The sequence below is a fragment of the Mesorhizobium sp. M0048 genome (assembly GCF_040323405.1).
Classification (GTDB): domain Bacteria; phylum Pseudomonadota; class Alphaproteobacteria; order Rhizobiales; family Rhizobiaceae; genus Mesorhizobium.
This window is the reverse complement of sequence record NZ_JAMYUV010000017.1, coordinates 44,405-69,600: the sequence shown is the minus strand read 5'-3', so window position 1 is coordinate 69,600 and position 25,196 is coordinate 44,405. Positions and strand designations below refer to the sequence as shown.

The window sequence follows — 25,196 nt, the reverse complement described above, 5'->3', positions numbered from 1 at the left end:
AGAGGCCGCCCGAAGAGTCAAGCGGAGTCATGGGGAATTTATTCCCAGAAAGAGCAATCCGAGCTTTTCAAGGAAACCGCTCGGGAGCCTGGGGTTGATAAAAAGGGGGCGGCTTTTGACTCTAGCCTGAAGCCAATTCTGAAGCGACGCGTCTCAAATATTGGGCGGTAAAGTCGGCGATTTGATCGACTTCTTCATCGTCATATTTGCGAAAGCTAAAGCGGCTGAAGCTAGGGTCGATAGCTTGGAGGGTTTTTCGTAGGGGACCGCGAAAATTCCTCATTTGATGGTTCCCCTCATATGCCAATACGTCTGCGCATTGAAGCGGTGGGTGCCTAGTTTTTGAGCCGAAATTGAAAGTCGCCGATTTTCCCGGAAAATGCCGCTGGACTTGCTGGAACGCCTCAGTCGCCGCCGCGCTGTACTGGTTGGCTTCATGGACGAATGCGATGTTATCGTGGCCTTCCGATGCGAGTTTCTCCCACGTGCTGCGAAGGGCCCATTGCAGGCAGATGTAGTACCAGCCGCGTACCATGTCTTCCGGCTTGATGGCTAAGCTATGTTTGTGAGCCAAGACCTCGCTCAGTTTCCGCCTGTCGACGGCGGCGATAATGCCCCGAATGTAGTGGTTTTTGACTACCGGCAGGATGCGCTTGACGTGTCTATCTCGCTCTTCACGGGTCCACCCTTCGTACTCCCCATGCCTGTTATGGCAATCGACCGAGTGGTGAATTTTTATCGGCGCCTTCGCCACGATCCACTCGAGGGTCCAGATCTGCCAGTCTTCTTTTGAAGCCCAAACGGCGGATACGGAAAGAATTTGCGAGTCATGGTCAGTGCCAGATTCGTCTAGGTAGACCTCAATCACGACCACCAAACCTTCCCGAGGGGCAAGAAAGGTGTCGCGGAACTCTAGGACGCGCCTTCCACCATTTCCGTCGACTCATCGGCTCGAAATTTGTTCAGCACGGTACCACCTCCTCAGTGCGTACGCGAATTACGACACGCTGAATTTATTCCTGCTTATGATCCTGGGGCAAAGGCGGCAGCCCGACCATTTGCCGAGTTCGGCCTGAAAGCCTATATGCCGGGATCAAAGGACAAAGCATGGCTCGCATCTACCAAACACGCATCTGGCACGACCAGCTTTCGCCAACGATGGAGGAAATCGAGCTCCTGGCGCTGGAGGCCTATGCCCATCTGCCGGAGGACTTTCGCAAGTTGACCGGCGAGATCGTCATTCAGATCGCCGAATTCCCGACCGACGAGATCATGGACGACCTTTCGCTGGAAACGCCCTTCGACCTGCTCGGCCTGTTCGAGGGGCGCGGCATCGCCGAGCGCTGGAATCCGCAGACCGGCGAGGGGCCGAACCGCATCACCCTCTATCGTCGCGCCATCCTCGACTACTGGGCCGAGAACGAGGAAACGCTGGGCGACATCGTCACCCATGTGCTGATCCACGAGATCGGCCACCATTTCGGCCTGTCGGACGACGATATGGAGAAGATCGAAGAGGCAGCGGAGTGAGCGACCCCGCTCCTCGTCATCCTGGGGCGGAGCAAGGAGCGAAGCGACGCGGCGCAGACCCCAGGATCCATGCCGTGATAGTGATGCAGTGCGCCGGCGGTGCAGAACCGAACGCTCATCATCCCGTTCTGGGTAACGGGGCTATCCCGATCGGTGGTAGATCACACTAGACTAATCCTGATCCGCCGTGCCCTTCGGCAGAGGTAACGGCATGGATCCTAGGGTACTCCGCGACGTCGCTTCGCGACTGCTACGCCCTAGGATGACGAAGGACGAGCGCTTCAGCGAACCTCCCTACCAATCGCTGAGCTTGGTGTCGGGGCCGTATTCCTGGCCCTCGATGTCCTTCACCACGGCCTGGCCGCAGCGCATGGTCTTGGCTTCCTGGTCATAGGCATAGGTCGGCGAGCCGAACAGGTGCCAGCCCTTGTTCAACGCCGCCGTCACCTTGTGGCAGAAGCTGGAATCGTCCGGACCGGACAGAAAACGGTAGAGTTTCATTCTTCAATCCTGTCGTCAGTTGCGTTAGTCATGCGCGAACAGCGGCGGCCTTCGCCAGCAGTTTTTCGGCCTGCGCCAGATGCAGCCGCTCGACCATCTTGCCGTTCAGCGCAACTACCGCCCTACCGGTATTTTGGGCGAGCGCGAAGGCATCCTTGACCGCGCGCGCTTCGGCTATTGCTTCGGGCGACGGTGCAAAGGCGCGGTTCGCGGCTTCGATCTGAGCCGGATGGATCAGCGACTTGCCGTCAAAACCCATGGCGGCCGCTTCCGTGCACTCGCGCGCAAACCCGTCCATATCGCGAAAATCATTGAAGACACCATCGAGCAGGTCGAGGCCGCCGGCGCGCGCGGCGAGCACCATCTGCATCAGCCATGGAACGAGATAGCGCCGATCGGGCGTGGCGAGAATGCCGGTGTCCTTGACCAGGTCGTTCGTTCCGGCAACGAAACAAACCAGTCGAGAGGCCGGGTCGCGGCCGAGCTCAGCGATCGGCCCGATATTGAGCAGCGCCCTGGGCGTCTCGATCATCGCCCATAGCTTGACTTCGTCGGCGATAAAATTGTCGTCGAGCACGTCGCCGGCCTCGAGAATGTCGCGCGGCGTGTCGACCTTGGGCAGCAGGATGGCGTCGGGCGAGCATTTTGCCGCGGCCAGCAGGTCGGCGCCGCCCCACTCGCTCGACAGCGCGTTGATGCGCACGACCATCTCGCAGCGCCGGTTGGAATGGCCGGCGAAAATCGCCACCAGCTTTTCGCGCGCGGAAGGCTTGTCGGCCGGGGCGACGGCGTCCTCGAGATCGATGACGACGGTATCGCAGGCCAGCGATTGGATCTTGGCCAGCGCCTTGTCGTTCGAAGCCGGGACGTAAAGCACCGAGCGGCGCGGGCGGTAGCTTTCGGTGGTCATCTCCGATCTATGCCGTCTGCAGCCGGCCGAGGCAAGCCGTGCATAAAAACTGCACGCAACTTCGGAAAATCTCCTCGTCTCCGCCCCGCTTGCCACCCGACCGGATGCGACAAGGGCGGCATGCAAGAGCAAACGAACTCCCGTTGGTCCCTGCCGTACCGGCTTCGCCGCGAAAGCTGGTGGCTCGTCGATCCGCCCCGGACTTCGGTAAACCTCCTCCCTTTCGTCCGGAAATCCCCGCCCACCGGCCGCATCAAAGCCGCCGAGAAAGCCCGATCATGATAGTATTCCTCCCGGCGGCGCCGAGCTATTGCAACCGCTTCGGCGTTGCCGTCCTGCTCGTCGCGCTGGCCGATTTTTTCTTCTATGGCCAACCGGCGGGCATCACGCTTTTCCTGTTCGGCGTTGCGATTGCCGCGGCGAGCATGGCTCTCCATCCTCTCGGCTCCTTCAACGATGGCAAATTCTGGTTCAAGCCGGTTGCGCTGCTCATGGCGCTGCTGCCGCTTGTGGAAAATGTCAGCGCACTGTCCGTCTCGATCGCGCTGGCGGGGCTGGCCATCTTCGCGCTTTCACTGGCCGGACGGTTGCGGCGCGGCCTTGCCCGTATTGCCGGCCAACTCTCGCTGTTCCTGCTTGCAACGCCATTTCGGCTCGTCCTTGATTTCTTCCGCTGGCGCACGGCGGCGCGGCGGCTTGGCCGGCGGCGCGTGCGCCTTGCGGCGATCGCCGTCTGGGTCATGCCGCTGGGCCTCGGCGCAGTGTTCCTCGCGCTGTTCGGCGCCGCCAATCCGGTCATTGAATATTGGTTCTCGCTGATCGACCTGATGGCACTGCTCGACCTCGTCCAGCTGCCACGTCTCGCCTTCTGGCTGTTCGTGCTTGCCTGCGTCTGGGCATTTCTGCAGCCGCGCCTGCCGCGCTTTCTCCGCCGCCGCAGGGTGTCGCCAGCCAGCGCACCGGCGACGCCGGCCACCAGGACCACCATCGAGGACATCGTCTTCGGCAAGGCCGCTATCCTCCGCGCGCTCGTCGTCTTCAACATCCTGTTCGCGGTGCAGAGCGCACTCGACGCCACCTATCTGTGGGGCGGCATCGCGCTTCCAGACCGGCTGACCTATGCCGCCTACGCGCATCGCGGCGCCTATCCGCTGATCGTCACGGCGCTGCTGGCCGCCGGCTTCGTGCTGGCGGCGCTGCGGCCGGGAAGTGCGACCTCCGGCGATCCGCTCATCCGCCGGCTGGTTTATGCCTGGGTGGCGCAGAACATCCTCCTGGTGGTCTCGTCGATCCTGCGGCTCGATCTCTATGTCGGTATCTATGCGCTGACCTATTGGCGTGTCGCTGCGTTCGTCTGGATGGGGCTGGTGGCGGCGGGCCTTGTCCTGATCATAGCCCGCATCGCGCGCGAAAAGTCCAACGAATGGCTGTTTGCCGCCAATCTTCTGACGCTATCGGCGACGCTCTATGCCTGCTCGTTCATCAACTTTGCCGCGCTGATCGCCAACTACAATGTCGACCATTGCTTCGAAATGACCGGCCAAGGCACCCAGCTCGACGTCTGGTACCTGCGCTCGCTCGGGCCCGGCGCCTTGCCAGCGCTCGATCGCTTCGTCCAGCACCAGAGCAGGACGGTTTCCGCGGAGGATGCCTCCATCCGCGAACTCGCCGGCTGGTATGCACAGGACGAAGCACGCTTCCGCGCCGGCCAGGAAAACTGGCGGGGCTGGAGCTTTCGTGACTGGCGGCTCAACCGCGCCCTCGACAGGCGTGGCCCGTTCGTGGTTCCTCCGATGTCCGAACCCTTCATGCCGGGCCGCTGATTTGATGCCGAACCACATACTGGTCGCCGACGACGACCCGCACATTCGCGAAATCATCTGCTTCGCGCTGGAAAAGGCCGGCATGAAAACGCTGGCGGTGCCGGACGGCGCGGCTGCCCTGCAGGCGATAGAGCGCCATGCGCCCGATCTCGTCGTGCTCGACATCGGCATGCCGGAAATGGACGGGCTGGAAGTGTGCCGGCGGCTGCGCCACACATCCGACCTGCCGGTGCTGTTCCTGTCCGCGCGGGATGAAGAGATCGACCGCGTGCTCGGGCTGGAGATGGGCGGCGATGATTATGTCACCAAGCCGTTCAGCCCGCGCGAGCTGGTCGCCCGCGTCAACGTCATCCTGCGCCGCTCCCGGCCCACGCCGGAACCAGCCGACGACCGGCAATTCTCGCATGGCAGACTGTTGCTGGTTCCGGCAAGCCATACAGCCAGCTTCGACGGCAAGCCGCTGGCGCTGACGTCGATCGAATTCGCGATTCTGAAAGGCTTTTTGGCGCGGCCGGCGCATGTGCTTGGCCGCGACATGGTGATGGCCAACGCCTATGCGGCCAATATCCATGTCGCAGACCGCACCGTCGACAGCCATATCCGCAATATCCGCGCCAAGCTGGCGGCCGTCGGCTGCGTCGACGCGATCGAGACCGTGCACGGCGTCGGTTTTCGGCTGGGCGGATGCGGCGCGTGAGCGCCCAAGAACTGATTGGCAGCAAATGGCGGCCTCGCCTCGCCACGGTCGTCATCGCCATCCTGATCATGGTGATGGCGCTGCCGCTGGCCGGCCTGTTTTTCTTCCGGCTCTACGAGAACCAGCTGATCAGGCAGACCGAGGCCGAGCTGATCGCCCAAGGCGCCGCCCTTGGCGCGATCTATGCGCAAGAGGTTCGCGAGGCCGGCCTTGCCCCGGAAAAGCTAGGCGCACCCGTGCCTTCACCCAACACCAGCGATCGGGCCTCTCCCTACCAGCCGATCGAACCGGGCCTCGATCTTGCGTCCGACGGGATCCTGCCGCCCCGGCCCGCGCCCACCGCGCCCAGCGCCCACCCCGCATGCGCGGAAAGGGGCGCACGCCTGTCGGGCATTCTTGCCGAGACGCAGAAGACCACGCTCGCCGGCTTCCGGCTGCTCGATCCCAGAGGCGTGGTCATCGCCGGCCGTGAGGAGGCCGGCCTGTCGCTCGCGGCTGTCGAAGAGGTTCGCGCAGCGCTTGCCGGCCGCTACGCCAGCGCGCTCAGGCTGCGGGTTCCCGACCAGCCGTCGCCGCCGCTCTATTCGGTCAGCCGCGGCACCAAGGTTCGCGTCTTCGTGGCCATGCCGGTTGCGGTCTCCGGCAAGGTCGCCGGCGTCGTCTATCTGTCGCGGACGCCGAACAACATCGTCAAGCATCTCTATGGCGAGCGCGGCAAGGTGGCGCTGGCGGCAATCGCCATCCTCGGCGGCGCGCTGCTGATCGGGCTGGTCTTCCTGCGCGCCGTCAGCCGTCCGATCTATGCGCTGATGGAACGCACGAAACGCATCGCCGCCGGCGACCGCGCGGCGATCAGGCCGCTCGATCACCACGGCACGCGCGAAATGGGTGAACTCTCTGCTGCTTTCCTCGACATGGCCGAAAAGCTGCACGCACGCTCCGACGGCATCCAGACCTTTGCCACCCACGTCTCGCACGAGCTCAAATCGCCGCTGACGGCGATCCAGGGGGCCGCCGAACTGCTGCGCGATTCGGGCAGCGCGATGGACGAGGCCGAGCGGCGGCGGTTTTCGGACAATATCGTCACCGATGCCGGCCGGCTCAACCTTCTGGTGCGCCGCCTGCTCGACCTGGCGCGCGCCGAAAATCTCGAGCCGAGCGGCGAAAGCACGTCGCTCGGTGCTGCGCTGGCGCTGCTGCCGGCCGAGGACAGGCTGGCGATGCGCCTCGAGGCCGGCAGCGATATCGGCCTGCGCATCTCGGCCGAGAACGCGGCAATCGTGCTGGCCAATCTCATCGACAATTCGGCGCGGCATGGCGCAACGCTCGTTTCCGTTGCGGCGGCGAGCGCGGACGGCAAGGCGACGATCCAGGTGAGCGACGACGGCGCCGGCATTTCGCCCAGCAACCAGGCTCGCATCTTCGAGCCGTTTTTCACCACGCGCCGCGATTCAGGCGGCACCGGTATGGGCCTCGGCATCGTGCTGGCCCTCCTGAAAGCGCATGATGGCACGATCCGGCTGGTTGACTCAGCGAGCGGCACGCGCTTCGAGATCATCCTGCCGGCGGCGTGACTCGGCGGTTCAGATCGGAAGGGCCAAAAGGTGCATTATGACATCGTCATCATCGGCGGAGCCATCGTCGGCTCCTCGGTCGCCTATTATCTGCGCGAGGAAGGGTTTTCGGGCTCGATCGCGCTTGTCGAGCGCGACCCGCAATTTTCCCGCGCCGCGACCACGCTGTCCTGCGCCTCCATCCGCCAGCAGTTCTCGATCCCGGAAAACATCCGGCTGTCGCAATTCACGCTGAAACTGTTCCGGCGGCTCAGGGAAGAGTTTGGCGCGGACGCCGATATCGGCTTTCGCGAAGGCGGCTATCTTATCCTTGCCGGCGAAAACGGGCTGCCGATCCTCAAGGCCAACCACGAGGCGCAGATGGCCGAGGGCGCCGACATCGTGCTTGAGGATGCGGAGGCGCTTGTCCGCCGGTTTCCATGGCTGTCGGCCGAGGGCATCACCGCCGGCGCCTATGGCCGCAGCGGCGAAGGCTGGTTCGATGCGCATGCGATGCTGATGCTGTTCCGCAAGGCGCTGCGGGGCGAAAACATCGATTTCATCACCGCCGATGTGACCGGCATCGAGCGCCAGGGCGACCGCGTCGCCAGCGTCAGCCTCGACAATGGCGAGCGGCTCGAGGCCGGCACCGTTATCAACGCCGCCGGGCCGAATGCCGGCAAGGTGGCTGATATGGCCGGGCTGGCGCTGCCGGTGGAGCCGCGCAAGCGCAACGTCTTCGTCTTCGAGGCACGCGAAAAATACGCCGACATGCCGCTGCTGGTCGATCCCTCAGGCATCTATGTCCGGCCGGAGGGCTCGGTCTACATCACCGGCGGTGCCGAGCCGGAAGAGGGCGACGGTCCTGCCGACCCCGGTGATTTCGAGCCCGACTGGCCGCTGTTCGAAGAGGTGATCTGGCCGGTGCTGGCCACCCGCATTCCCGCCTTCGAGGCGATCAAGCCGACACGTGCCTGGGCCGGCCATTACGACTACAACACGCTCGACCAGAATGCGGTGATCGGCCCGCATCCTGAGGTGAAGAATTTCCTCTTCGCCAACGGCTTTTCCGGCCACGGCCTGCAGCAGGCGCCGGCCGTCGGCAAGGCGCTGGCCGAACTGATCGTGCATGGCGGCTATCGCACGGTGGATTGCTCGGCGTTCGGGTATAGCCGGATCGCCGATGGGCGGCCGTTTCGGGAATTGAATGTAATTTAACGCTAGCCCGAAGGGATGCTACCGTTGCTTGGTGGATTAAGCCGCCGCCAAGCCGTCCGTACCAAGATACGCCTGAAGCCAGCCCAGCACCTGGGCCCAGCCTTCGGCATGCTTCGTCGCGGCAGCAGCGAGGCCGGCGAAGCCGCCATGGCAGATGGTGACGCGTGTGCCGCCGGCGATCGGCTCCAGCAGCCAGGCGACTTTGGTTTGGCGGCGGCCAAGCGTCGGATGGTCCCAGCCGTATCTCCGCGTCTGCACGATTCGGCGCGGCTCTTCGATCTCCAGGAATTCGCCGCTGGCGGGCAGGTGTCTGCCGGCCGCCGTCTCGACGGTGACGCTCCAGCGGCCGCCGACGTGGAGGTCGGCCGTCCATCCGGTCATCCGGTAGGTCGTGGCGGACCCCCACCAGCGCTCGACCTCGCGTGTAACGAGCGCGTCAAAGATCCGCTCGGGCGGCGCGCAAACATCGGCGCTCGCCATAACGGCCTTGCCATTCGTCATGCTGTGCACCGCGGCACTGTACATCGCTGTCTCCAGAAACGTTTCGCTATCGAAACAACCTCAAGCCTTCGACGCCGGGCGCGACAGGCCTTTGCCGGTTTCGAGCAGGCTCTTCAGGCTGGACAGGATGAGCGGCCAGCCGTTCGCCACATGGCCAAGCAGCTTGTGCGGTCCATCGGCTTCGTGTGTGATGGCGAGCTTCACCATCTCGCCCTCCTGCTCGATGGCGAAGGTGCAGCGTGTGTAGCCGTCCGCCTTGATCTCGGGCATGAACTCGTTGCGCCATTTGAGCACGATGCGCTTGGGTGGATCGATCTCGAGGACCTCGCCGTTGTCGGTGACGCGGCCGTCGGTGTAAACCATCTTCCACGCCGAACCTTGTTTCCAGTCGCTTAGCATCTGGGCGCCGAGGAAATATTGCCGATGGAACTCCGGCTCGGTCAGCGCTTGCCAGAGTTTTTCGGGCGAGGTGCGGATGTAGGTGACATAAACGAAAATGTTGCTCATCAGTCTTCCCTTTCGAGGCGTTTCTTCAAATCGCTGAGGGCGCCCAGTCGCCCCCGCTCGAATTTGCCGATCCAGCGTTCGGCGATCTCGTTGATGGGAACCGGATTCAGATAATGTTGCTTCTCGCGTCCCTTGCGGATGGTGATGACGAGGTTTGCTTCTTCCAGGATCGCCAGATGCTTGGTCACCGCCTGGCGCGTCATGTCCATCTCACCGCACAGCGCGTTCAGCGTCTGCCCGTTCCTTGCATGAAGGCTGTCCAGTAATCGCCGACGTGTCGGGTCGGCCAAGGCGCGAAAGACGGCATCCATGCTCATGACCTTAACATGCAACCATCTGGTTGCATGTCAAGAGGCAGAACCTTGGCCGAGGATGCGCAGGTTGAGGTCGCTGAAAGTGGATTTCAGCGCTTGCGGCCGAACCAGAATGCGTTGGGCATGCGCTCCATGCCGATACGCTCATAGAAGCCGACGGCGTCGGGCATGGAGATCAGGCTGATGGCGACGGACGGTCCGAGTTGCCGGCGTGCCTCATCCATCAGACCCTTGCCGATACCCAGCCCTTGCGCCGATGCAGAAACAGCGAGCTCGGAGATATAGCAGACCCAGGAAAAGTCGGTGATGCCGCGAGCGACACCGACCAGCGGCTTGCCTTCTGTGTCGAGACGCGCGGTGAGCACCAAATTGGCCGCTGACAACATCGCCTTCAATCGAGTGTTGTCATCGACGGGCCGTGTCTCGCCGAGGCCGGATTCCACCAGCACGCGGCGGAACTCGGCGGTGCCGAGGTCCGGTTCGCTGGCGTAAAGGATCGTGGATCGCGTTGTCATGTCGATAAAAGTGCACCATGGGCCAGTGGTTTTGAAGCGTTTTGTGTTTCGATCGACGACGGAAGTCCAGAAACAGCCGCCTTTTATTTGCCCGCGGCTTTGTGTAAACCGGGCGCCAGCAATTCCCCGCAACGAGAAGAAGACGGGCAAGAACCATGGAAAAATTCACCAAGCTCACCGGCGTCGCCGCGCCGATGCCGATCGTCAATGTCGACACCGACATGATCATCCCCAAGGATTATCTCAAGACGATCAAGCGCACCGGGCTCGGCACCGGCTTGTTCGCCGAAATGCGCTACAAGGACGACGGTTCGGAAAACCCGGACTTCGTGCTCAACAAGCCGGCTTACCGCAAGGCGCAGATCCTGGTCGCCGGCGACAATTTCGGCTGCGGTTCGAGCCGGGAACATGCGCCGTGGGCGCTGCTCGATTTCGGCATCCGCTGCGTCATCTCGACCTCGTTCGCCGACATTTTCTACAACAACTGCTTCAAGAACGGCATCCTGCCGATCACCGTCAGCGCTGAAGACCTGGAGAAGCTGATGGACGATGCCTCGCGCGGTTCCAACGCGACGCTGTCTGTCGATCTCGAGACCAAGGAAATCCGCGGGCCTGACGGCGGCGTGGTCAAGTTCGACCTCGACGAGTTCAAGCGCCACTGCCTGCTCAACGGGCTCGACGATATCGGTCTGACCATGGAGAAGGCCGGCGCCATCGCTTCGTTCGAGAAGAAGAATGCTGCTGAGCGCCCCTGGGCCTGAGCGGTACGATGACCTGGTCGCGACAGGCCGGGTCCGTGGCGGCTGAACGGAGGGAACAGTCATGACACGTTCGCTTCTTGCCGGGGCCTGCGCGCTGGCGTGGATTCTGATGCCGGTGGCAGGCGCGCATGCACAGACCGACATGGTGCTCGTGCCGGCTGACGATGCGTCCGGCGTGGCCGACCAGGGCGCGTTGAGCAATGCGGCCCTAGCCGACAATGACAAACAGGCGCCGATCCCGTTCGAGGGCGGCCAGCTGACCATTACCCAGGAGGAAGAGTACGGGGAACGGGTGCTCGCCTTCGACGGCAAGGAACTGGCGCGCAATTACGACGTCTTCTTCGACAAGGTCGTCGAGGTCGGCGGTGTCAAGGTGGCGCTTGTCGATGTCGGCGACGGCGGCAATCAATGCGGCCCGGCCAAGGTGATCGTGTGGAAGCCGGAAGGCGGCACGATCCAGACGACCACGGTCGAGCAGGATGAATGCGGCGCACCGCCGGCCGCGATCTCCGACAGCGCCATCTATTTCGTACCCTATCTTTTGCCGGGCGATTCCAAGCCGGCGCTGCAATGGTCGCCGACGGACGGGCTGACGACGTCCGGTATTCTGACCTACATGCCGGAGCCGGGCACGGACTGGAAAGACGTCGATCCGTCGAAATACGACAACATCATTGATGCCTTTCACAACGAGGCCGTCTACAGGCTAGCCGAGACGCTGCTCGGCAAGGACATGCCCGACATGGCGACCAGCCTGCTGGTCGGCGGCGGTACTGAGGAGACCGCTTCGGGCGCCTTTTTTGCCAGCGGCTGCGTGCCGCATGATTGCGGCGGCAATGACGGTTTCATGGCCGTCGACCCGGTCAACCATAAGCTCTATTTCGCCCGCCGCGGCGACAAGCCCGAGCCGGACGCGTGGCCGGCGGTGAGTACATGGCCGGCCGACGTCAAGGAAGTGCTGGACAAGGCGCTGGGGTCGGCCAATTAAGGTTTCGCCAAGGGGTCGCAACTGCGCATTCGTCATCCTCGGGCTTGACCCGAGGATCCTTGCCGCGACCGTTGTCGGAAGGCGCGGCTGAGCAGAAATTCTGCACCGTGGCAAAGCCATGATGTCTCGGCATGGATCCTATGGTCTAGGCTGCGTCGCTACGCTCCTTGCTCCGCCATAGGATGACGACGGGATAGATGCTCCGGCCAATCTCCAAGGTTAGCGTCTTGCCGCCTCGTGACAACAATTTGCCTAGCTTGGCTCATGACCCGCCCGGGCCCCTCTGCTAGACGACGCTCAGCAACCCAACGAGACCGTCCCATGCGAAAACTGATCTCCACCGGTTCGCCCTTCGAGAAGACCGCCGGCTATTCGCGTGCCGTGGTGCAGGGCGACTGGTGTTTCGTGTCCGGAACGACCGGCTACGATTATGCCACTATGACGATGCCGGAGACGGTCGAGGCGCAGACGCGTAATTGCCTCGCTGCCATCGCCAAGGCATTGCAAGACGGCGGCTTCGAGATGGCCGATGTGGTGCGGGCACATTACTATATCACCGATGCGGCTTTCGTGGATGTGGTGTTCCCGATCCTCGGCGAGGCCTTTGGCGAGATCAGGCCGGCGGCAACGATGATCGTGTGCCAGCTCAACAAGCCGGAGATGAAGATCGAGATCGAGGTGACGGCGCTGCGGCGCACAGCCTGATGCCTGTCACGGTTGCGACAACGACACGGTTAGCACGAGGATCGGCCCATGGTGAAGGTCAGGCGCATCGTTGCAAACATAGACACGCAGGATATCGCGGCGGCAAAACCCTTCTATCAGGGTGTGCTCGGCCTCGATCTCAAGATGGATATGGGCTGGATCGCTACCTACGGCTCGCAAGAGACGATGTCCGTGCAGGTCAGTTTCATGGCCGAAGGGGGATCAGGAACGCCGGTGCCGGACATCTCTATCGAAGTCGACGACGTCGATGCCGCGCTTGAAAGCATGAGGACGGCCGGCTTTGCCATCGAATACGGTCCGGCGGACGAACCCTGGGGCGTGCGGCGCTTCTTCGTACGCGACCCGTTCGGCAGGCTGGTCAATATCCTTTCGCATCTGTAGGCGTTTTGGCTTGAGCATCGGATTCTCCCAAAACCGGTTTCCACTTTTGGGTCCGATGCTCTGAACCGCAGGCTTGCGCGCCGGCTGCTTGGCGTTTAGCAAGGCCGCGTTCATGCGCTAAACAATCGGGACGGTTCTCATGGCTTCGAAAAATCTTCTCCTGCTTGCCGGCGACGGCATCGGCCCCGAGGCGATGGCCGAGTTGAAGAAGCTGATCGCCGCCATGAACGACAGGCTTGGCAGCGATTTCGTCACCGATGAGGGCCTTGTCGGCGGCTGCGCCTATGACGCGCATGGCGCGGCGATCTCCGATGCCGACATGGCCAAGGCTATGGCCGCGGACGCAGTGCTGTTCGGCGCCGTCGGCGGACCGAAATGGGATGCGGTGCCTTACGAGGTGCGCCCGGAGGCGGGTCTGCTGCGGCTCCGCAAGGACATGGAGCTGTTTGCCAATCTAAGGCCGGCAATCTGCTATCCGGCGCTGGCGGCGTCCTCCTCGCTCAAGCAGGAGGTGGTCGAAGGGCTCGATATCCTCATCGTGCGCGAGCTCACCGGCGGCGTCTATTTCGGCGAGCCGAAGCAGATCATCGATCTCGGCAACGGCCAGAAGCGCGGCATCGATACTCAAGTCTACGACACGTTCGAGATCGAGCGCATTTCGGGCGTTGCCTTCGAGTTGGCACGCACGCGCAAGAACCACGTCACCTCGATGGAAAAGCGCAATGTGATGAAATCTGGCGTGCTGTGGAACGAGGTCGTCACCCAGACGCACAAGGCGCGCTATGCCGACGTCAAGCTCGATCACATGTTGGCCGATGCCGGCGGAATGCAGCTGGTGCGCTGGCCGAAGCAGTTCGACGTCATCGTCACCGACAATCTGTTCGGCGACATGCTGTCCGACATCGCCGCCATGCTGACCGGCTCGATCGGCATGCTGCCGTCCGCCTCGCTCGGCGCGCCGGATGCGAAGACAAAAAAGCGCAAGGCGCTCTACGAGCCGGTGCACGGCTCGGCACCCGACATCGCCGGCAAGGGCATCGCCAATCCGGTCGCCATGATCGCCTCCTTCGCCATGTGCATGCGCTATTCCTTCGGCATGGTTGAAGAGGCCGACCGGCTGGAAGGCGCGATCGCCGCCGTTCTCGACCAGGGCTTGCGCACCAGGGATATTCATTCGCCGGGAATGACCGAGGTCGGCACCGCTGAGATGGGCGACGCGATCATCGCCAAGTTCCTGGGCTGATCCCGTGTCGGTCGACGTCCGCTGGGCGACGACCGAGGATGCCGCGGCACTCGCCGCCGCCATGCTTTGCGAAATGGCGGTGCATTACCGGCAGCCGCCACTCGACGCCAGCCAAGCTTTGTCGGCGGCGCAGAAATGGCTTGGCGACGAAAGTCCGGCCTATCCGCATTTTGCGCTCGCCTTCGTCGATGGTGAAGTTTGCGGGCTGGCCTCGGTTGCGATCGCGCATCCCGGCATCGATCTCGAGCGGCTGCTGTTCCTCAAGGACCTATTCGTACGCGATGATGCCCGCAATGGCGGTGTCGGTCGAGCGCTGATGGCATTCCTTGCCGGCCATTGCCTGCGCGAAGGCATCGGCCGCATCGACCTGACCACCGAGGACTGGAACGAGCGTGCGCTGCGCTTCTACGTCGGGCTCGGCGCGGAGCGCCAGGGCCGGAAGGTCTTCCTCAGGCTTTCGAGCGAGGCGCTGAAGGCGATCGCCAAACCCTGACGCCCGCCGGCACCGGACCCCAAAGGTTTTCACCGACCTTGGATGGGATAAGCCCAAGCGCCAACAGACCCAGCGTGTTGAAGCCGGGAACGAAGTACAGCAAAACGAACCAGCCGCTCAGGCCGATGTCGTGCAGGCGTCGTACCATAAGGGCAAACCACGGCAGGACAGTCAGTAGCAGGAACACGAAGGCTGGCGCATAACCCAAAGCTCCAAATTCCAGGTCGCCTCTGACAGCTGTGATCGCTGCATTGATGAGGACGCCGAACGCAAGAAGCGCGAAGAACACGATCAGCGTGAGCAGAAAAAAGCCCCAAAATTCCTTGCGGCGGGCGCGGCCGGTGAAGCTGACAGGTCTCACTTTGAATGCGCGCCAGAAATAAGCCCATAATCCGGTGGATTGGGCAGGTTCAACGCCGTTGGGAATGAGGCTGCGGGATTCGGCAGCCCTTGGCCTTCCTGCAATGACGGCGCGCGCAGTCCCATCGTCCGGCTGGAACTCGACGGGTGCGCCTCTGACCAACGCCACGCCGGGACTCAGATCCTCATGCCCGACGATGTAACGCTTGCCGTCGGCTCCATTGATGTATCCGAAACCCTGATCCTGGTCATAATGATAAATCGCGCCGCGCACTGCTTGCCCCCAAATACTGTGCCGTACGGATACTATCCAAGGTTGTTTTCAATTGCAATATGCACGCATCACATGTGCGAATGGAGCGGCTGCTAGGCACGGCGCCAGCTAAACCCTGACGCCTGCCGGCACCGGACCCCACTGGTTTTCACGCGGCTGGGTCGGGATCAGCGCGAAGATCAGGATGATCACGGTGCCGAAGGTCGGGATCAGGAAAAGCAGGAAGAGCCAGCCGGTCAGGCCGATGTCGTGCAGGCGACGCACGTTCAGCCCGAACCACGGCAGGGCTGTCGCCAGCAGAAAGAGGCCGAAAAGGCCGACCGTCACTGCCGGCAATTCACTGTTGTCGAGATTGCCCATGGCGTCGTCGATGAAGACGCCGATGCCTATGACCACAATCAGCGCGATCGTCCAGAACAGGCAATACCCCCAATATTCCTTGCGGCGGGCACGGCCGGCGAAGTTGAAGTAATTCTCGGTCAGACCCAGCCAGAAATAGTTCCACAGGCCGGCGGATTCGGCCGGACTTTGTTCAGCGGAACGGCCGAAATGTTGCGGCTGACGTGCCGCTGGCGCATTGCCGGCCTGAGATGGCACGGCGGTTGCAGTGGAGGCGTCGGCAGGCGCACTGCGAGGTTGGACGCGGATCGAAAAAACATCGCGTGCCCGTCCGCCAGCCGGCTGGAATTCGACGGTCGTACCTCCGGCAACCGATGCTTCGCGGCGCAAATCTTCGCGCGCCAAAGTGTAGCGGTTGCCGTCGGCTCCGGTGATGAAACCAAAACCCTGGTCTTCGTCGTAATGAAGAACTTCGCCGCGCATGTCCTGCCCACCCCCATTTCCCCGCCCCAGACTGTGCAAAGTTCCGGCAGACGCAAGGGGCGTGCGGAAATGGAGAGTGCTGGCTATTTACCCCGGCCGTTTCTTCGATTTCTTGTGTTTCGCAGGTCCGCCTTCGAACTTCGCCTTGGCCGGTTTCCCGGCCCAGGGCTTCGCCTCGAATGCCGGGCGCTGGTCGGCCGGTGCGCGCTTCTCGAATTTGGGCGCGTGCTGATCGAAGGTGCGCTTGCCGCGATGCGGCTTCTTGTCGGGCCGCGGTTCCTGATAGCCGGCTCGCGACAAATCCGGCGTAGCGTCCAGCCGCTTGACCGCAATGTTGCCCTGCAGCTTGCGGTCGGGACCGATCGCAGCGAGGAAGCGCTCGGCCCAGTCCGCCGCGATCTGCACGAAGGTTTCCTCCGGCTGCATCTTGATCGCGCCTATCTCGCGCTTGGAAATGCCGCCTGTCCGGCACAGCATCGGGATCAGCCAGCGCGGCTCGGCGTTCTGCCGGCGTCCGACCGACAGCGAGAACCAGACGCTGTCGCCGAAATCGTCGCGGCGGCTCGGTGCCTCGTCGCGGCGGGCGGCTCTGTCGCCAGCGGGTCTGTCGCCCGACGGCATGAACGGAGCGACGTCCAAGAGATCCTCGGGCGCCGAGCGGCTGGAGCGGCAGAGACGCACGAAGGCTGCCGCCACCAGTTCGGCGCCACGTTGGTCGAGAAGCGCGTTGACGAAGCCGCGCTCATCGTCCGTCACCGGCTCGCTGAAGACCGGGTCGGCGAGGATGCGTTCGTCGTCGCGGCGCAAGACGTCGTCGGCCGAAGGCGGGCTCGCCCACGTCGCCGCAAGGCCGGCGCTTTGCAGCAGGCGTTCGGTGCGCCTGCGGGCATTGTTGGGCACGATCAGCGCGCTGACGCCCTTGCGTCCTGCCCGTCCCGTCCGCCCGCTTCGGTGCAGGAGCGTCTCCGGGTTGGTCGGCAAGTCGGCGTGGATGACCAGTTCGAGGTTGGGCAGGTCGATGCCGCGTGCCGCGACGTCGGTGGCGATGCAGACTTTTGCGCGGCCGTCGCGCATCGCCTGCAGCGCGTGGCTGCGCTCGTTCTGGCTAAGCTCGCCGGACAGCGCCACGACGGAAAAGTTGCGGTTGTTGAAGCGCGCCGTCAGATGGTTGACGGCGGCGCGGGTGTTGCAGAACACCAATGCATTCTTCGCCTCGTAGTAGCGAAGCACGTTGATGATCGCGTTTTCGCGGTCCGCCTGGGCGACGCTCAGCGCCCGGTATTCGATGTCGAGATGTTGTTTCTCCTCGCCACCAGCCGAGATGCGTACCGCATCGCGCTGGTAGCCCTTGGCCAGCGTGGCGATGGAGCGCGGCACAGTGGCGGAAAACATCAGCGTGCGGCGATCGGCAGGGGCAGCATCGAGGATGAATTCCAGATCCTCGCGAAAGCCGAGGTCGAGCATCTCGTCGGCTTCGTCGAGCACCACTGCCTTGAGCGCCGACATGTCGAGCGAGTTGCGGGTGATGTGGTCGCGCAGGCGGCCGGGCGTGCCGACGACGATATGGGCGCCGCGCTCCAGCGCGCGCCGCTCGGTGCGCATGTCCATGCCGCCGACGCAGGACGCCACCGTGGCGCCGGTCAGTTCGTAAAGCCATTCCAGCTCGCGCGTCACCTGCAGGGCCAGCTCCCGCGTCGGCGCCACGGCAAGCGCCAGGGGTGCCGCCGCGTGGGAAAAGCGCTCCGCGCCGTCCAGAAGGGTCGGCGCCAAAGCCAGCCCGAAGGCGACGGTCTTGCCGGAGCCGGTCTGGGCCGAAACCAGCGCATCGGCCTGGCCAAGCTCGAGAACCGCCTTCTGCACCGGCGTCAGCTCGACATAGCCGCGTTTTTCCAGCGCCTTTGCCAGCGCGGGAACAATAGCTTCGAAATTGGACATCTTGCTCTTTCGAAATTCGGATTCTTAAATACCCGGCGACGGGTAAATGTCGGCAAGCGCCACGGACGGGCGCCACGAGCCAGACGATACCCGTTCGTACTTGGTGCCGCTGGCATTGTACAGGGCGGGCGGGTCGGCCTGCTTGCGATTGACTCTGGACGCAAACCGCGTAAAAGCCGGCACCGAACGGGATAGTTTCGATGCGCGGCCTTATGATGGCGCTCCTTGCATTCGACATCCCCGGCCCCAATGCGAACCATTGGGCCGGGTGCGTCGCTGCGTCTCCTCGTTCCAGCAAACCCACGTTGTTGCTCAAAAAAACCGGCAAAACGACCACCAAAACGGTCTGATTCCCTTGGCCTAACCACCCTCTCCCGGGTCCGGCCCGGGGGTTGAAACCCGCATCGGCCGGCGGGTTTTCTCCAGAAACCGAGCGGAGAGGGACAGGAGATTTCGATGAGTTTCAAGGTTGCGATCGTCGGCGCCACGGGCAATGTGGGCCGGGAAATGCTTAACATACTGGAGGAACGCGGCTTTCCGGTAAGCGAGGTGGTGGCGCTGGCCTCGCGGCGCAGCCAAGGCACGGAAGTGTCGTTCGGCGACCGCACGCTGAAGGTCAGGGCGCTCGACCAATATGATTTTTCAGACACCGACATCTGCATCATGTCGGCTGGCGGCAACGTCTCCAAGGAATGGTCGCCGAAGATCGGCAAGCAGGGCTGCGTCGTCATCGACAATTCGTCGGCCTTCCGTTACGACCAGGACGTGCCGCTGATCGTTCCGGAAGTGAACCCGGATGCGATCTCGCTGTTCACGCGCAAGAACATCATCGCCAACCCGAACTGCTCGACGGCGCAGCTGGTCGTGGCGCTGAAGCCGCTGCATGACGCTGCCACCATCAAGCGCGTCGTCGTCGCCACCTACCAGTCGGTCTCCGGCGCCGGCAAGGAAGGCATGGACGAATTGTTCACGCAGACGCGCGCGGTGTTCGTCGCCGACACCGTCGACGTCAAGAAGTTCACCAAGCGTATTGCCTTCAACGTCATCCCGCATATCGACGTCTTCCTCGACGACGGCTTCACCAAGGAAGAGTGGAAGATGGTGGCCGAGACCAAGAAGATGCTCGACCCCAAGATCAAGCTGACGGCGACCTGCGTGCGGGTGCCGGTGTTCATCGGTCATTCGGAAGCGGTCAACATCGAGTTCGAAAAGCCGATCACCGCCGATGAGGCGCGCGAGATCCTGCGCGAGGCGCCGGGCTGCCAGGTCATCGACAAGCGCGAGGACGGCGGCTACATCACGCCACTGGAATCGGCCGGCGAGGACGCCACCTTCATCTCGCGCATCCGCGAGGATTCGACCATCGACAACGGCCTTTCGATGTGGATCGTCTCCGACAATCTGCGCAAGGGCGCAGCACTCAATGCGGTTCAGATCGCCGAGCTGCTGGTCGAGCGCGGGCTGATACAGCCAAAGAAGAAGGCGGCGTAGTTTCGCTCACGGCCGTATCGCCGCTATCGCGGCTGGCCCTCCGCGGGGGCGCCGGAAGGCCGGCGGCCCGCAGTCGCGGGCTCGGCCTTCGGCCGTTAGCGCCCTTCTCCCCGCTCACGGGAGAAGGTTCCGGCAGGAGGATGAGGGGCAGCGCAGGCGTCTCAATAGGCAGCAAGGCGCCGGCGTCACAGCCGGTTCTCCTCCGCTAGGTCCAACAGCAACTCCAGCGCCTCCTCCGCCCGGTCGGCGGGCACGAACAGGTGATCGTGGTAGAAGGCCGAGACCGGATTGACGCCGATGCCGGCCGCGGCCAGTCGTGCGGTGATGGCGGCGAGGAAGCCGATCGCGTCCAGCGACGAAATGGATGTTGAGCGTCAGCATCCGGCAGCGGAACACGGTTTTCAGTCCAGCGGCCTTGGCATGGTCGATCAGCGTCATGCCCTCGCGCTCGCGAAATAGCATCACCGGGTGAGCCTGTCGGGAACGGGCGCATCGGGTGGCAACGTGGTGAACACATGAACCCCGGCAAGCAATTCCGGCGTCATTGCCGCCGGCAACTGTTTCAGGTCGGTCTCTCCGGCCATCGATTGCTTTCGTTGTGCGACTAGGCGGCTGCTGCGTCGAGCGCTCGAAGACACTTCTATGGATTTTCGATAACGCCCTCCACCTCACCCCGCAAGGTGGACTTGGCCAGGTTCGTTGCTGACTTAACGTACACACCCAAAGTTCGCCGCTGGAGTGGAAAAACTGGAGGCATGTCGGATCGCCGTCACGGGCCGCGTCCTTGGTTCGAGCTGGCGGAGGAGCCAGTGCTCACAACGACCGGAGGGAACATCAATGACCATGTCTCAGGCAGCACCCGTCTCATCGCGTGCCTTGTGGGCCGGCCGCGTGCTCAGCGCCGTCGTCGTGCTGTTTATGATCTTCGACGGCGTGATCAAGCTACCGCCGCTCGAAATCGTCACCCAGACCATGGTGCAGCTCGGCTGGCCGGCCGATGCCAATGTCTCGCGCATGCTCGGCATCATCGGACTGGTCTCGACAGCGCTTTACGCGCTGCCGCGCACCTCGGTGCTCGGCGCCATCCTGCTCACCGCTTATCTCGGCGGCGCCGTCGCCACGCATGTGCGGATCGGCAGCCCTTTATTCTCGCACATACTGTTCGGCGTCTATCTCGGCGCCATCCTCTGGGGTGGCCTGTATCTGCGCGATCCAAGGGTGCGCGCGTTGTTCCCGTTCAGCCAATAGCGGCGACTTCGAAAGCCGTTCGATGGTGGCCACGCCGCCAGAGCGGGCGCGATCTGCCGCCGCTTTTCTACTCTTTGGATCAAATCGAGTTGGATCAAATCGAGCGCTGCCGGGCGGCAGCCGATCTTCTTCTTTGGATCAAATCGCCTGGTTGCGAGTTAGGAGGTTCAGCGGCGAGGACGGCACCCTGTTGGAGAGGAACGACAATGAAAAAGGTGATGATCTTGATGGCCTTGCTGGTACCGCTCGGTGCCTGCTCCCGCACTGAGCAAGGCGCGGCAGTTGGTGGCCTGGGCGGTGCGGCGGTCGGCGCTGCGGTGGCCGGCAACCCAACCAAGGGCGCGGTGATCGGTGGTGCGGCCGGCGCTTTGGCCGGTGCGCTGATCGGCCGTGCCAGCGAAAGCGGCCAGTGCCGTTATCGCGATCGTAACGGTCGTGTGTACGTTGCGAGTTGCCCAGAGGGCTATTGATCGGGCCGCACCATGCGGACGAACAGCAAAACGGCGGGCAAGGCCCGCCGTTTCGTGGTTGTGGAGATGATTTATTCGGCGCTGGCGGCTTCCGCCTCGGCCGGCGCGGCTGCAGCGGCGGCAACGGCCGCGGCGGCATCTTCCTGCGCCTTCTTCAGCAAGGCTGCGCGCTCCTGCGCCTTCTTGCCGGGCTCGGCCTTCTTCGGGTTGGAGCGGGCTTCGCGCTTGGCGATGCCGGCTTCATCGAGGAAGCGCAGCACGCGGTCGGTCGGCTGGGCGCCATGCGACAGCCAATGCTTGACGCGCTCGGCGTCGACCTTGACGCGTTCGCCGTCCTTGGGCAGCAGCGGGTTCCACGAGCCTAGCGACTCGATGAAACGACCGTCACGCGGCGAACGCGCGTCGGCGACGACGACATGGTAATAGGGACGCTTCTTCGAGCCCGCACGGGCCAATCGGATTTTCAGTGGCATTTCTCTTCTCCTAAAAGCTCTGATTTGGTTGATCGGTTGGTGGCTGGTCCTCAGCCGGTTTTCGTCACGCCGTTGGATGCGGCGATCTGCTCGTGATGGCGGATCACTTCGCGGACGACGAAGTTCAGAAATTTCTCCGCGAAATCCGGGTCGAGATGGGCGTCCTTGGCCAGTTGGCGAAGACGGGCGATCTGCTCCTGCTCACGCGCCGGGTCGGCAGGCGGCAGGCCATGTTCCGCCTTCAGCACACCGACTGCCTTGGTGCAGCGGAAGCGCTCGGCCAGCATGTGGATCAGCGCCGCGTCGATGTTGTCGATCGAGGCGCGATAATTGGCCAGCGCCGCACGTGCGTCCGCCATGTCCTTCTCTTCGTTCATGGCGCCCTCACTTCTTCTTGCCGAGGCCATTCTTGCCAAGCATTGGCAGCCCGCCACCGCCCGGCAGGCCGGGAAATTTCATGCCGCCGGGCAGCCCAGGCAGGCCACCGCCACCGGGAAGACCGCCGGGCAGGCCCTTCATGCCGCCGAGCCCGGCCGCCTGCGCCTGCTTCTGCAAGGCTTCGAGCTGCTTGGGGTCCATCTTGGAGAGATCCGGCATGCCGCCGCCCATCATGCCGCCTCCGGGACCGCCTGGGCCGCCAGGCATCATGCCGCCGAGCCCCATCTTGGAAGCGAGGCCGCCCATCATGCCGCGCATCAGGCCGCCGCCTTTGCCCTTGCCGCCCATCGCCTTCATCATGTCGGCCATGCCGCGATGCATCTTCAACAGTTTGTTGATTTCGGCCGCGTCGGTGCCCGAGCCGGCGGCGATGCGCTTCTTGCGCGAGTGCTTCAGAATATCGGGGTTGGCGCGCTCCGCCTTGGTCATCGACGAGATGATGGCGAGCTGGCGGCCGAACATCTTGTCGTCGAGACCGGCGGCGGCCATCTGATCCTTCATCTTGCCCATACCGGGCATCATCCCCATGATGCCCCCCATGCCGCCCATTTTCGACATTTGCTGAAGCTGGCCGGCGAGGTCGTTCAGGTCGAACTTGCCCGACTGCATCTTCCTGGCCATCGCCGCCGCCTGTTCGGCGTCGATGTTCTCGGCCGCCTTTTCGACGAGGCTGACGATGTCGCCCATGCCGAGGATGCGGTCGGCGATACGCTTGGGATGGAATTCCTCCAGCGCGTCCATTTTTTCGCCGGTGCCGATCAGCTTGATCGGCTTGCCGGTAACGGCGCGCATCGAGAGCGCCGCACCACCGCGGCCGTCGCCGTCCATGCGAGTCAGCACGAGGCCGGTGATGCCGACGCGCTCGTCGAAGCTTTTTGCCAGATTGACGGCGTCCTGGCCGGTCAGCGAATCAGCAACCAGCAGGATCTCGTGCGGCGACGACATCTTCTTGATGTCGGCCATCTCGACCATCAGCGGCTCGTCGATGTGGGTGCGGCCGGCAGTGTCGAGGATGACGACGTCATGGCCGCCGAGCTTGGCCGCCTGCACGGCGCGGCGGGCGATATCGACCGGCGTCTGGCCGGCGACGATCGGCAATGTGGCGACCTTGACCTGCTCGCCGAGCTGGCGGAGCTGCTCTTGCGCGGCGGGACGCCGCGTGTCGAGCGAGGCCATCAAAACCTTCTTGTTTTGACGGTCGGTGAGGCGCCTGGCGATCTTGGCCGAGGTCGTCGTCTTGCCGGAACCCTGCAAGCCGACCATCATGATGACGACCGGAGCCGGTGCATTGAGATCGATGGCGACGCCCTCGGCGCCGAGCATCTCGACCAGTTCGTCATGGACGATCTTGACGACCATCTGGCCGGGCTTGATCGACTTGACCACGGCGGCGCCGACGGCCTTCTCGCGCACCTTGTCGGTGAAGGAACGCACCACTTCCAGGGCCACGTCGGCCTCGAGCAACGCACGGCGCACCTCGCGCAGCGCCGCCGAGACATCAGCCTCCGACAAGGCGCCGCGGCCGGTGAGGCCGTTCAGGATCGAACCAAGGCGCTCTTGCAGGGACTCAAACATTGGTCAACCCACCGCGCGACAGCGCCTTGGATTGATTTTGATCCCTGTCGGGCCGATGGCCCTCCACACCTCTTGTGCGTTCCTGTAGCGATTCAAACATTCTTTTTCCTTTTCCCTGGCACCCGGATGATGCCCGAGAGGTAATGCGTTCGCGCCAACTGTCCAAGCAAAAGCCGGTCCGGGCAAAAGCCCAAAGCCAAAAAGCACCCGGGGGCGCACAGCGCTGCCGGGTGTTGGCCTCCGGGATCGATTTACAGCACTTCACCTCAAGGAGGTTTCGGCGTCCCGGTCGGTTTGCTCGGAGGAATACTCGTCGCGGATTTCGCGGCGTGTAGACAGGAAATCGGCTGCAGAGTCAAGCTTTGGTCAGGCTTTGCGCCAAATATGCTCGGGGCGGCCAGGCAAGGCGCATCAGCGCACGCCGCCGGCGCGCGGCATATCCGGCTCGACCTTCAGCGGTGAGCGCGGATGCAAAAGCAACAGAACAGTCAACAGGCTGCTGACGATGCCGATCACGGCGATGAGGACGGCGTCTAAAGTCGTCCAGCCGGCGGATTCGAGCGGCTTGGCGTTGAACAGGGCGAAGGAATTATAGCTTTGCTGGTGCGAAATCAGCAGGAAACCGGTCAGATTGTTGCCGAGATGGGCGCCGAAGCCTGCACCGAGATTGCCGGTCGCATAGACCAGAAGCGTCAGCAACAGCGCAAAGGCGGCGATCGAGGCCAGCACGCAGGCATTGATGGCGGCGCTCGAACCTGGGCTCCAGTGCAGGGAGGTGAACAGCAATCCCGGCAGCAGCGCCCAGATGAAAGGGTTCTGGAACCGGCTCGCCAGGCCCCTGAGCAGATAACCGCGAAAAAGCATCTCCTCCGACGAGGTCTGCAGAAAGGTCAGGGCGGCGATCGGAATCAGGAACAAAAGCCACCAGGACAGGCCGATCGCGCCGCGCGCGATGTCGGGCTGCAAACCATAAAGCAGGATCTCGGAAAGCAGCGAGGTGATCAGCACCGCGGTCAACCCTTTCAGGAACCCCGCCCAAGAAATGCGCCGGCTGACGCCAATCAGGGCGGTCAGCTTCTCGCGATGGATCCAGCGCATTGCAGCCCAAAGGCCGAGCCAGATTCCGGCAAATGAAGCCAGCGCCGCGAGGATGCCCGCAGGAGAGGCCGTGAAATCCTGCACCGCTCCTCCACCTGGCGAGGCGGTGCCAGATGACGCCTGCCAAACGGCAAAGGCATATGTGCCGCCGAACAGCACGGCGGCAGTGGTTCCGAGCCAGAACAGGATGACGACCACCGCTCCAAGCAGAAGCCGCGGCAAAGTGGTCTTGTTGTTGGTGGTGTGCCGGTACTGTTGGAAGGCGGTTGGGTCGATCGTCACGCGGGCTCGCTGGCTGGTGCTTCGGCTCGCAAGGTCTAGAACATCGGCCGCAATGTGGAAACCGGTATT

28 protein-coding genes and 1 pseudogene are annotated in these 25,196 nt (G+C 63.2%); 14 read left to right on the top strand and 15 right to left on the bottom strand.

Annotation, left to right across the window (positions count from 1 at the left end):
* Window positions 1–121 precede the first annotated feature (121 nt).
* The gene (locus tag NKJ84_RS16785; RefSeq protein ID WP_352507376.1) at window positions 122–874 is read right to left on the bottom strand and encodes a DUF3800 domain-containing protein; all 753 of its coding nucleotides are present in this window, start codon (window positions 872–874) and stop codon (window positions 122–124) included.
* Between the two features lie 233 nt (window positions 875–1,107).
* Between NKJ84_RS16785 and NKJ84_RS16780 the strand changes: the two genes are divergently transcribed.
* A complete protein-coding gene (locus NKJ84_RS16780; protein ID WP_023680515.1) occupies window positions 1,108–1,530 on the top strand; it encodes a metallopeptidase family protein in 423 nt (140 codons plus the stop codon).
* 294 nt (window positions 1,531–1,824) lie between these two features.
* Here NKJ84_RS16780 and NKJ84_RS16775 read toward each other — a convergent pair whose 3' ends face one another.
* On the bottom strand, window positions 1,825–2,031 hold the full coding sequence (locus NKJ84_RS16775) for a DUF1737 domain-containing protein (protein ID WP_352470863.1): 207 nt from the start codon (window positions 2,029–2,031) through the stop codon (window positions 1,825–1,827).
* Between the two features lie 28 nt (window positions 2,032–2,059).
* Window positions 2,060–2,941: an HpcH/HpaI aldolase/citrate lyase family protein gene (locus tag NKJ84_RS16770; RefSeq protein ID WP_352507375.1), complete on the bottom strand. Its 882-nt coding sequence runs from the start codon at window positions 2,939–2,941 to the stop codon at window positions 2,060–2,062.
* Window positions 2,942–3,219: 278 nt separating this feature from the next.
* Between NKJ84_RS16770 and NKJ84_RS16765 the strand changes: the two genes are divergently transcribed.
* From NKJ84_RS16765 to NKJ84_RS16750, 4 genes are read left to right on the top strand one after another with little or no spacing between them, the layout of a single operon-like run.
* Window positions 3,220–4,764 carry a DUF4153 domain-containing protein gene (locus tag NKJ84_RS16765; protein ID WP_352507374.1) on the top strand — a complete coding sequence of 515 codons (1,545 nt, stop codon included), beginning with the start codon at window positions 3,220–3,222 and terminating at the stop codon, window positions 4,762–4,764.
* A 4-nt stretch (window positions 4,765–4,768) separates the two neighbouring features.
* Window positions 4,769–5,461 (top strand): response regulator transcription factor, encoded by a 693-nt coding sequence (locus NKJ84_RS16760; RefSeq protein WP_352507373.1) that lies wholly within the window; start codon window positions 4,769–4,771, stop codon window positions 5,459–5,461.
* Entirely contained in the window at window positions 5,449–7,035 is a 1,587-nt protein-coding gene (locus tag NKJ84_RS16755) for an ATP-binding protein (protein WP_352507372.1), read from the top strand. Before NKJ84_RS16760 ends, NKJ84_RS16755 begins: the two co-directional genes overlap by 13 nt.
* A 30-nt stretch (window positions 7,036–7,065) precedes the next feature.
* Complete coding sequence (locus NKJ84_RS16750) at window positions 7,066–8,232, top strand: NAD(P)/FAD-dependent oxidoreductase (protein WP_352507371.1); 1,167 nt, start codon at window positions 7,066–7,068, stop codon at window positions 8,230–8,232.
* Window positions 8,233–8,268: 36 nt separating this feature from the next.
* Here the strand turns inward: NKJ84_RS16750 and NKJ84_RS16745 are convergent, their stop codons facing one another.
* The 4 genes from NKJ84_RS16745 to NKJ84_RS16730 all read right to left on the bottom strand — a co-directional run bounded on the left by NKJ84_RS16745 (window position 8,269) and on the right by NKJ84_RS16730 (window position 10,069).
* On the bottom strand, window positions 8,269–8,757 hold the full coding sequence (locus tag NKJ84_RS16745; RefSeq protein ID WP_352507370.1) for an SRPBCC family protein: 489 nt from the start codon (window positions 8,755–8,757) through the stop codon (window positions 8,269–8,271).
* 36 nt (window positions 8,758–8,793) lie between these two features.
* Window positions 8,794–9,240 carry an SRPBCC family protein gene (locus NKJ84_RS16740; RefSeq protein ID WP_352507369.1) on the bottom strand — a complete coding sequence of 149 codons (447 nt, stop codon included), beginning with the start codon at window positions 9,238–9,240 and terminating at the stop codon, window positions 8,794–8,796.
* Window positions 9,240–9,551, bottom strand: coding sequence for an ArsR/SmtB family transcription factor (locus NKJ84_RS16735; protein ID WP_352507368.1), 312 nt, complete (start codon window positions 9,549–9,551; stop codon window positions 9,240–9,242). Before NKJ84_RS16735 ends, NKJ84_RS16740 begins: the two co-directional genes overlap by 1 nt.
* Before the next feature lie 92 nt (window positions 9,552–9,643).
* Window positions 9,644–10,069 (bottom strand): GNAT family N-acetyltransferase, encoded by a 426-nt coding sequence (locus tag NKJ84_RS16730; protein WP_352507367.1) that lies wholly within the window; start codon window positions 10,067–10,069, stop codon window positions 9,644–9,646.
* 155 nt (window positions 10,070–10,224) lie between these two features.
* On the opposite strand from NKJ84_RS16730, the gene leuD reads away from it, so the two are divergent.
* The 6 genes from leuD to NKJ84_RS16700 all read left to right on the top strand — a co-directional run bounded on the left by leuD (window position 10,225) and on the right by NKJ84_RS16700 (window position 14,661).
* Window positions 10,225–10,830 carry a 3-isopropylmalate dehydratase small subunit gene (gene leuD / locus NKJ84_RS16725; RefSeq protein ID WP_254817902.1) on the top strand — a complete coding sequence of 202 codons (606 nt, stop codon included), beginning with the start codon at window positions 10,225–10,227 and terminating at the stop codon, window positions 10,828–10,830.
* 61 nt (window positions 10,831–10,891) lie between these two features.
* Window positions 10,892–11,818, top strand: a complete 927-nt coding sequence (locus tag NKJ84_RS16720) for an Ivy family c-type lysozyme inhibitor (protein ID WP_352507366.1) — start codon at window positions 10,892–10,894, stop codon at window positions 11,816–11,818.
* Window positions 11,819–12,139: 321 nt separating this feature from the next.
* Window positions 12,140–12,523: a RidA family protein gene (locus NKJ84_RS16715; RefSeq protein ID WP_352507365.1), complete on the top strand. Its 384-nt coding sequence runs from the start codon at window positions 12,140–12,142 to the stop codon at window positions 12,521–12,523.
* Between the two features lie 51 nt (window positions 12,524–12,574).
* Complete coding sequence (locus NKJ84_RS16710; RefSeq protein WP_352507394.1) at window positions 12,575–12,925, top strand: VOC family protein; 351 nt, start codon at window positions 12,575–12,577, stop codon at window positions 12,923–12,925.
* A gap of 139 nt (window positions 12,926–13,064) precedes the next feature.
* Complete coding sequence (gene leuB / locus NKJ84_RS16705) at window positions 13,065–14,168, top strand: 3-isopropylmalate dehydrogenase (protein ID WP_352507364.1); 1,104 nt, start codon at window positions 13,065–13,067, stop codon at window positions 14,166–14,168.
* Between the two features lie 4 nt (window positions 14,169–14,172).
* Window positions 14,173–14,661, top strand: a complete 489-nt coding sequence (locus NKJ84_RS16700; protein ID WP_352507363.1) for a GNAT family N-acetyltransferase — start codon at window positions 14,173–14,175, stop codon at window positions 14,659–14,661.
* Here the strand turns inward: NKJ84_RS16700 and NKJ84_RS16695 are convergent.
* The 3 genes from NKJ84_RS16695 to NKJ84_RS16685 all read right to left on the bottom strand — a co-directional run bounded on the left by NKJ84_RS16695 (window position 14,618) and on the right by NKJ84_RS16685 (window position 18,052).
* Window positions 14,618–15,295: a DUF805 domain-containing protein gene (locus NKJ84_RS16695; protein WP_352507362.1), complete on the bottom strand. Its 678-nt coding sequence runs from the start codon at window positions 15,293–15,295 to the stop codon at window positions 14,618–14,620. The genes NKJ84_RS16700 and NKJ84_RS16695 overlap by 44 nt on opposite strands.
* Before the next feature lie 108 nt (window positions 15,296–15,403).
* Entirely contained in the window at window positions 15,404–16,117 is a 714-nt protein-coding gene (locus NKJ84_RS16690; protein WP_352507361.1) for a DUF805 domain-containing protein, read from the bottom strand.
* Between the two features lie 87 nt (window positions 16,118–16,204).
* Window positions 16,205–18,052: a DEAD/DEAH box helicase gene (locus tag NKJ84_RS16685; protein WP_352507360.1), complete on the bottom strand. Its 1,848-nt coding sequence runs from the start codon at window positions 18,050–18,052 to the stop codon at window positions 16,205–16,207.
* Window positions 18,053–18,508: 456 nt separating this feature from the next.
* Between NKJ84_RS16685 and NKJ84_RS16680 the strand changes: the two genes are divergently transcribed.
* Entirely contained in the window at window positions 18,509–19,543 is a 1,035-nt protein-coding gene (locus tag NKJ84_RS16680) for an aspartate-semialdehyde dehydrogenase (RefSeq protein WP_352479700.1), read from the top strand.
* A gap of 185 nt (window positions 19,544–19,728) precedes the next feature.
* Here the strand turns inward: NKJ84_RS16680 and NKJ84_RS16675 are convergent.
* Window positions 19,729–20,127 (bottom strand): annotated as a pseudogene (locus NKJ84_RS16675) (ACT domain-containing protein).
* A gap of 253 nt (window positions 20,128–20,380) precedes the next feature.
* Between NKJ84_RS16675 and NKJ84_RS16670 the strand changes: the two are divergent.
* Window positions 20,381–20,791 carry a DoxX family protein gene (locus tag NKJ84_RS16670; protein WP_352507359.1) on the top strand — a complete coding sequence of 137 codons (411 nt, stop codon included), beginning with the start codon at window positions 20,381–20,383 and terminating at the stop codon, window positions 20,789–20,791.
* A 206-nt stretch (window positions 20,792–20,997) separates the two neighbouring features.
* The gene (locus NKJ84_RS16665) at window positions 20,998–21,261 is read left to right on the top strand and encodes a YMGG-like glycine zipper-containing protein (RefSeq protein WP_023680734.1); all 264 of its coding nucleotides are present in this window, start codon (window positions 20,998–21,000) and stop codon (window positions 21,259–21,261) included.
* A 71-nt stretch (window positions 21,262–21,332) separates the two neighbouring features.
* Here NKJ84_RS16665 and rpsP read toward each other — a convergent pair whose 3' ends face one another.
* The 4 genes from rpsP to NKJ84_RS16645 form a co-directional block, all read right to left on the bottom strand.
* Window positions 21,333–21,734, bottom strand: a complete 402-nt coding sequence (rpsP, locus tag NKJ84_RS16660; RefSeq protein ID WP_254817891.1) for a 30S ribosomal protein S16 — start codon at window positions 21,732–21,734, stop codon at window positions 21,333–21,335.
* A gap of 50 nt (window positions 21,735–21,784) precedes the next feature.
* Window positions 21,785–22,111, bottom strand: coding sequence for a chorismate mutase (locus NKJ84_RS16655; RefSeq protein WP_254817890.1), 327 nt, complete (start codon window positions 22,109–22,111; stop codon window positions 21,785–21,787).
* A 7-nt stretch (window positions 22,112–22,118) separates the two neighbouring features.
* The gene (ffh, locus tag NKJ84_RS16650) at window positions 22,119–23,747 is read right to left on the bottom strand and encodes a signal recognition particle protein (protein ID WP_352507358.1); all 1,629 of its coding nucleotides are present in this window, start codon (window positions 23,745–23,747) and stop codon (window positions 22,119–22,121) included.
* A gap of 411 nt (window positions 23,748–24,158) precedes the next feature.
* Window positions 24,159–25,127: a CPBP family intramembrane glutamic endopeptidase gene (locus NKJ84_RS16645; RefSeq protein WP_352507357.1), complete on the bottom strand. Its 969-nt coding sequence runs from the start codon at window positions 25,125–25,127 to the stop codon at window positions 24,159–24,161.
* Window positions 25,128–25,196 lie beyond the last annotated feature (69 nt).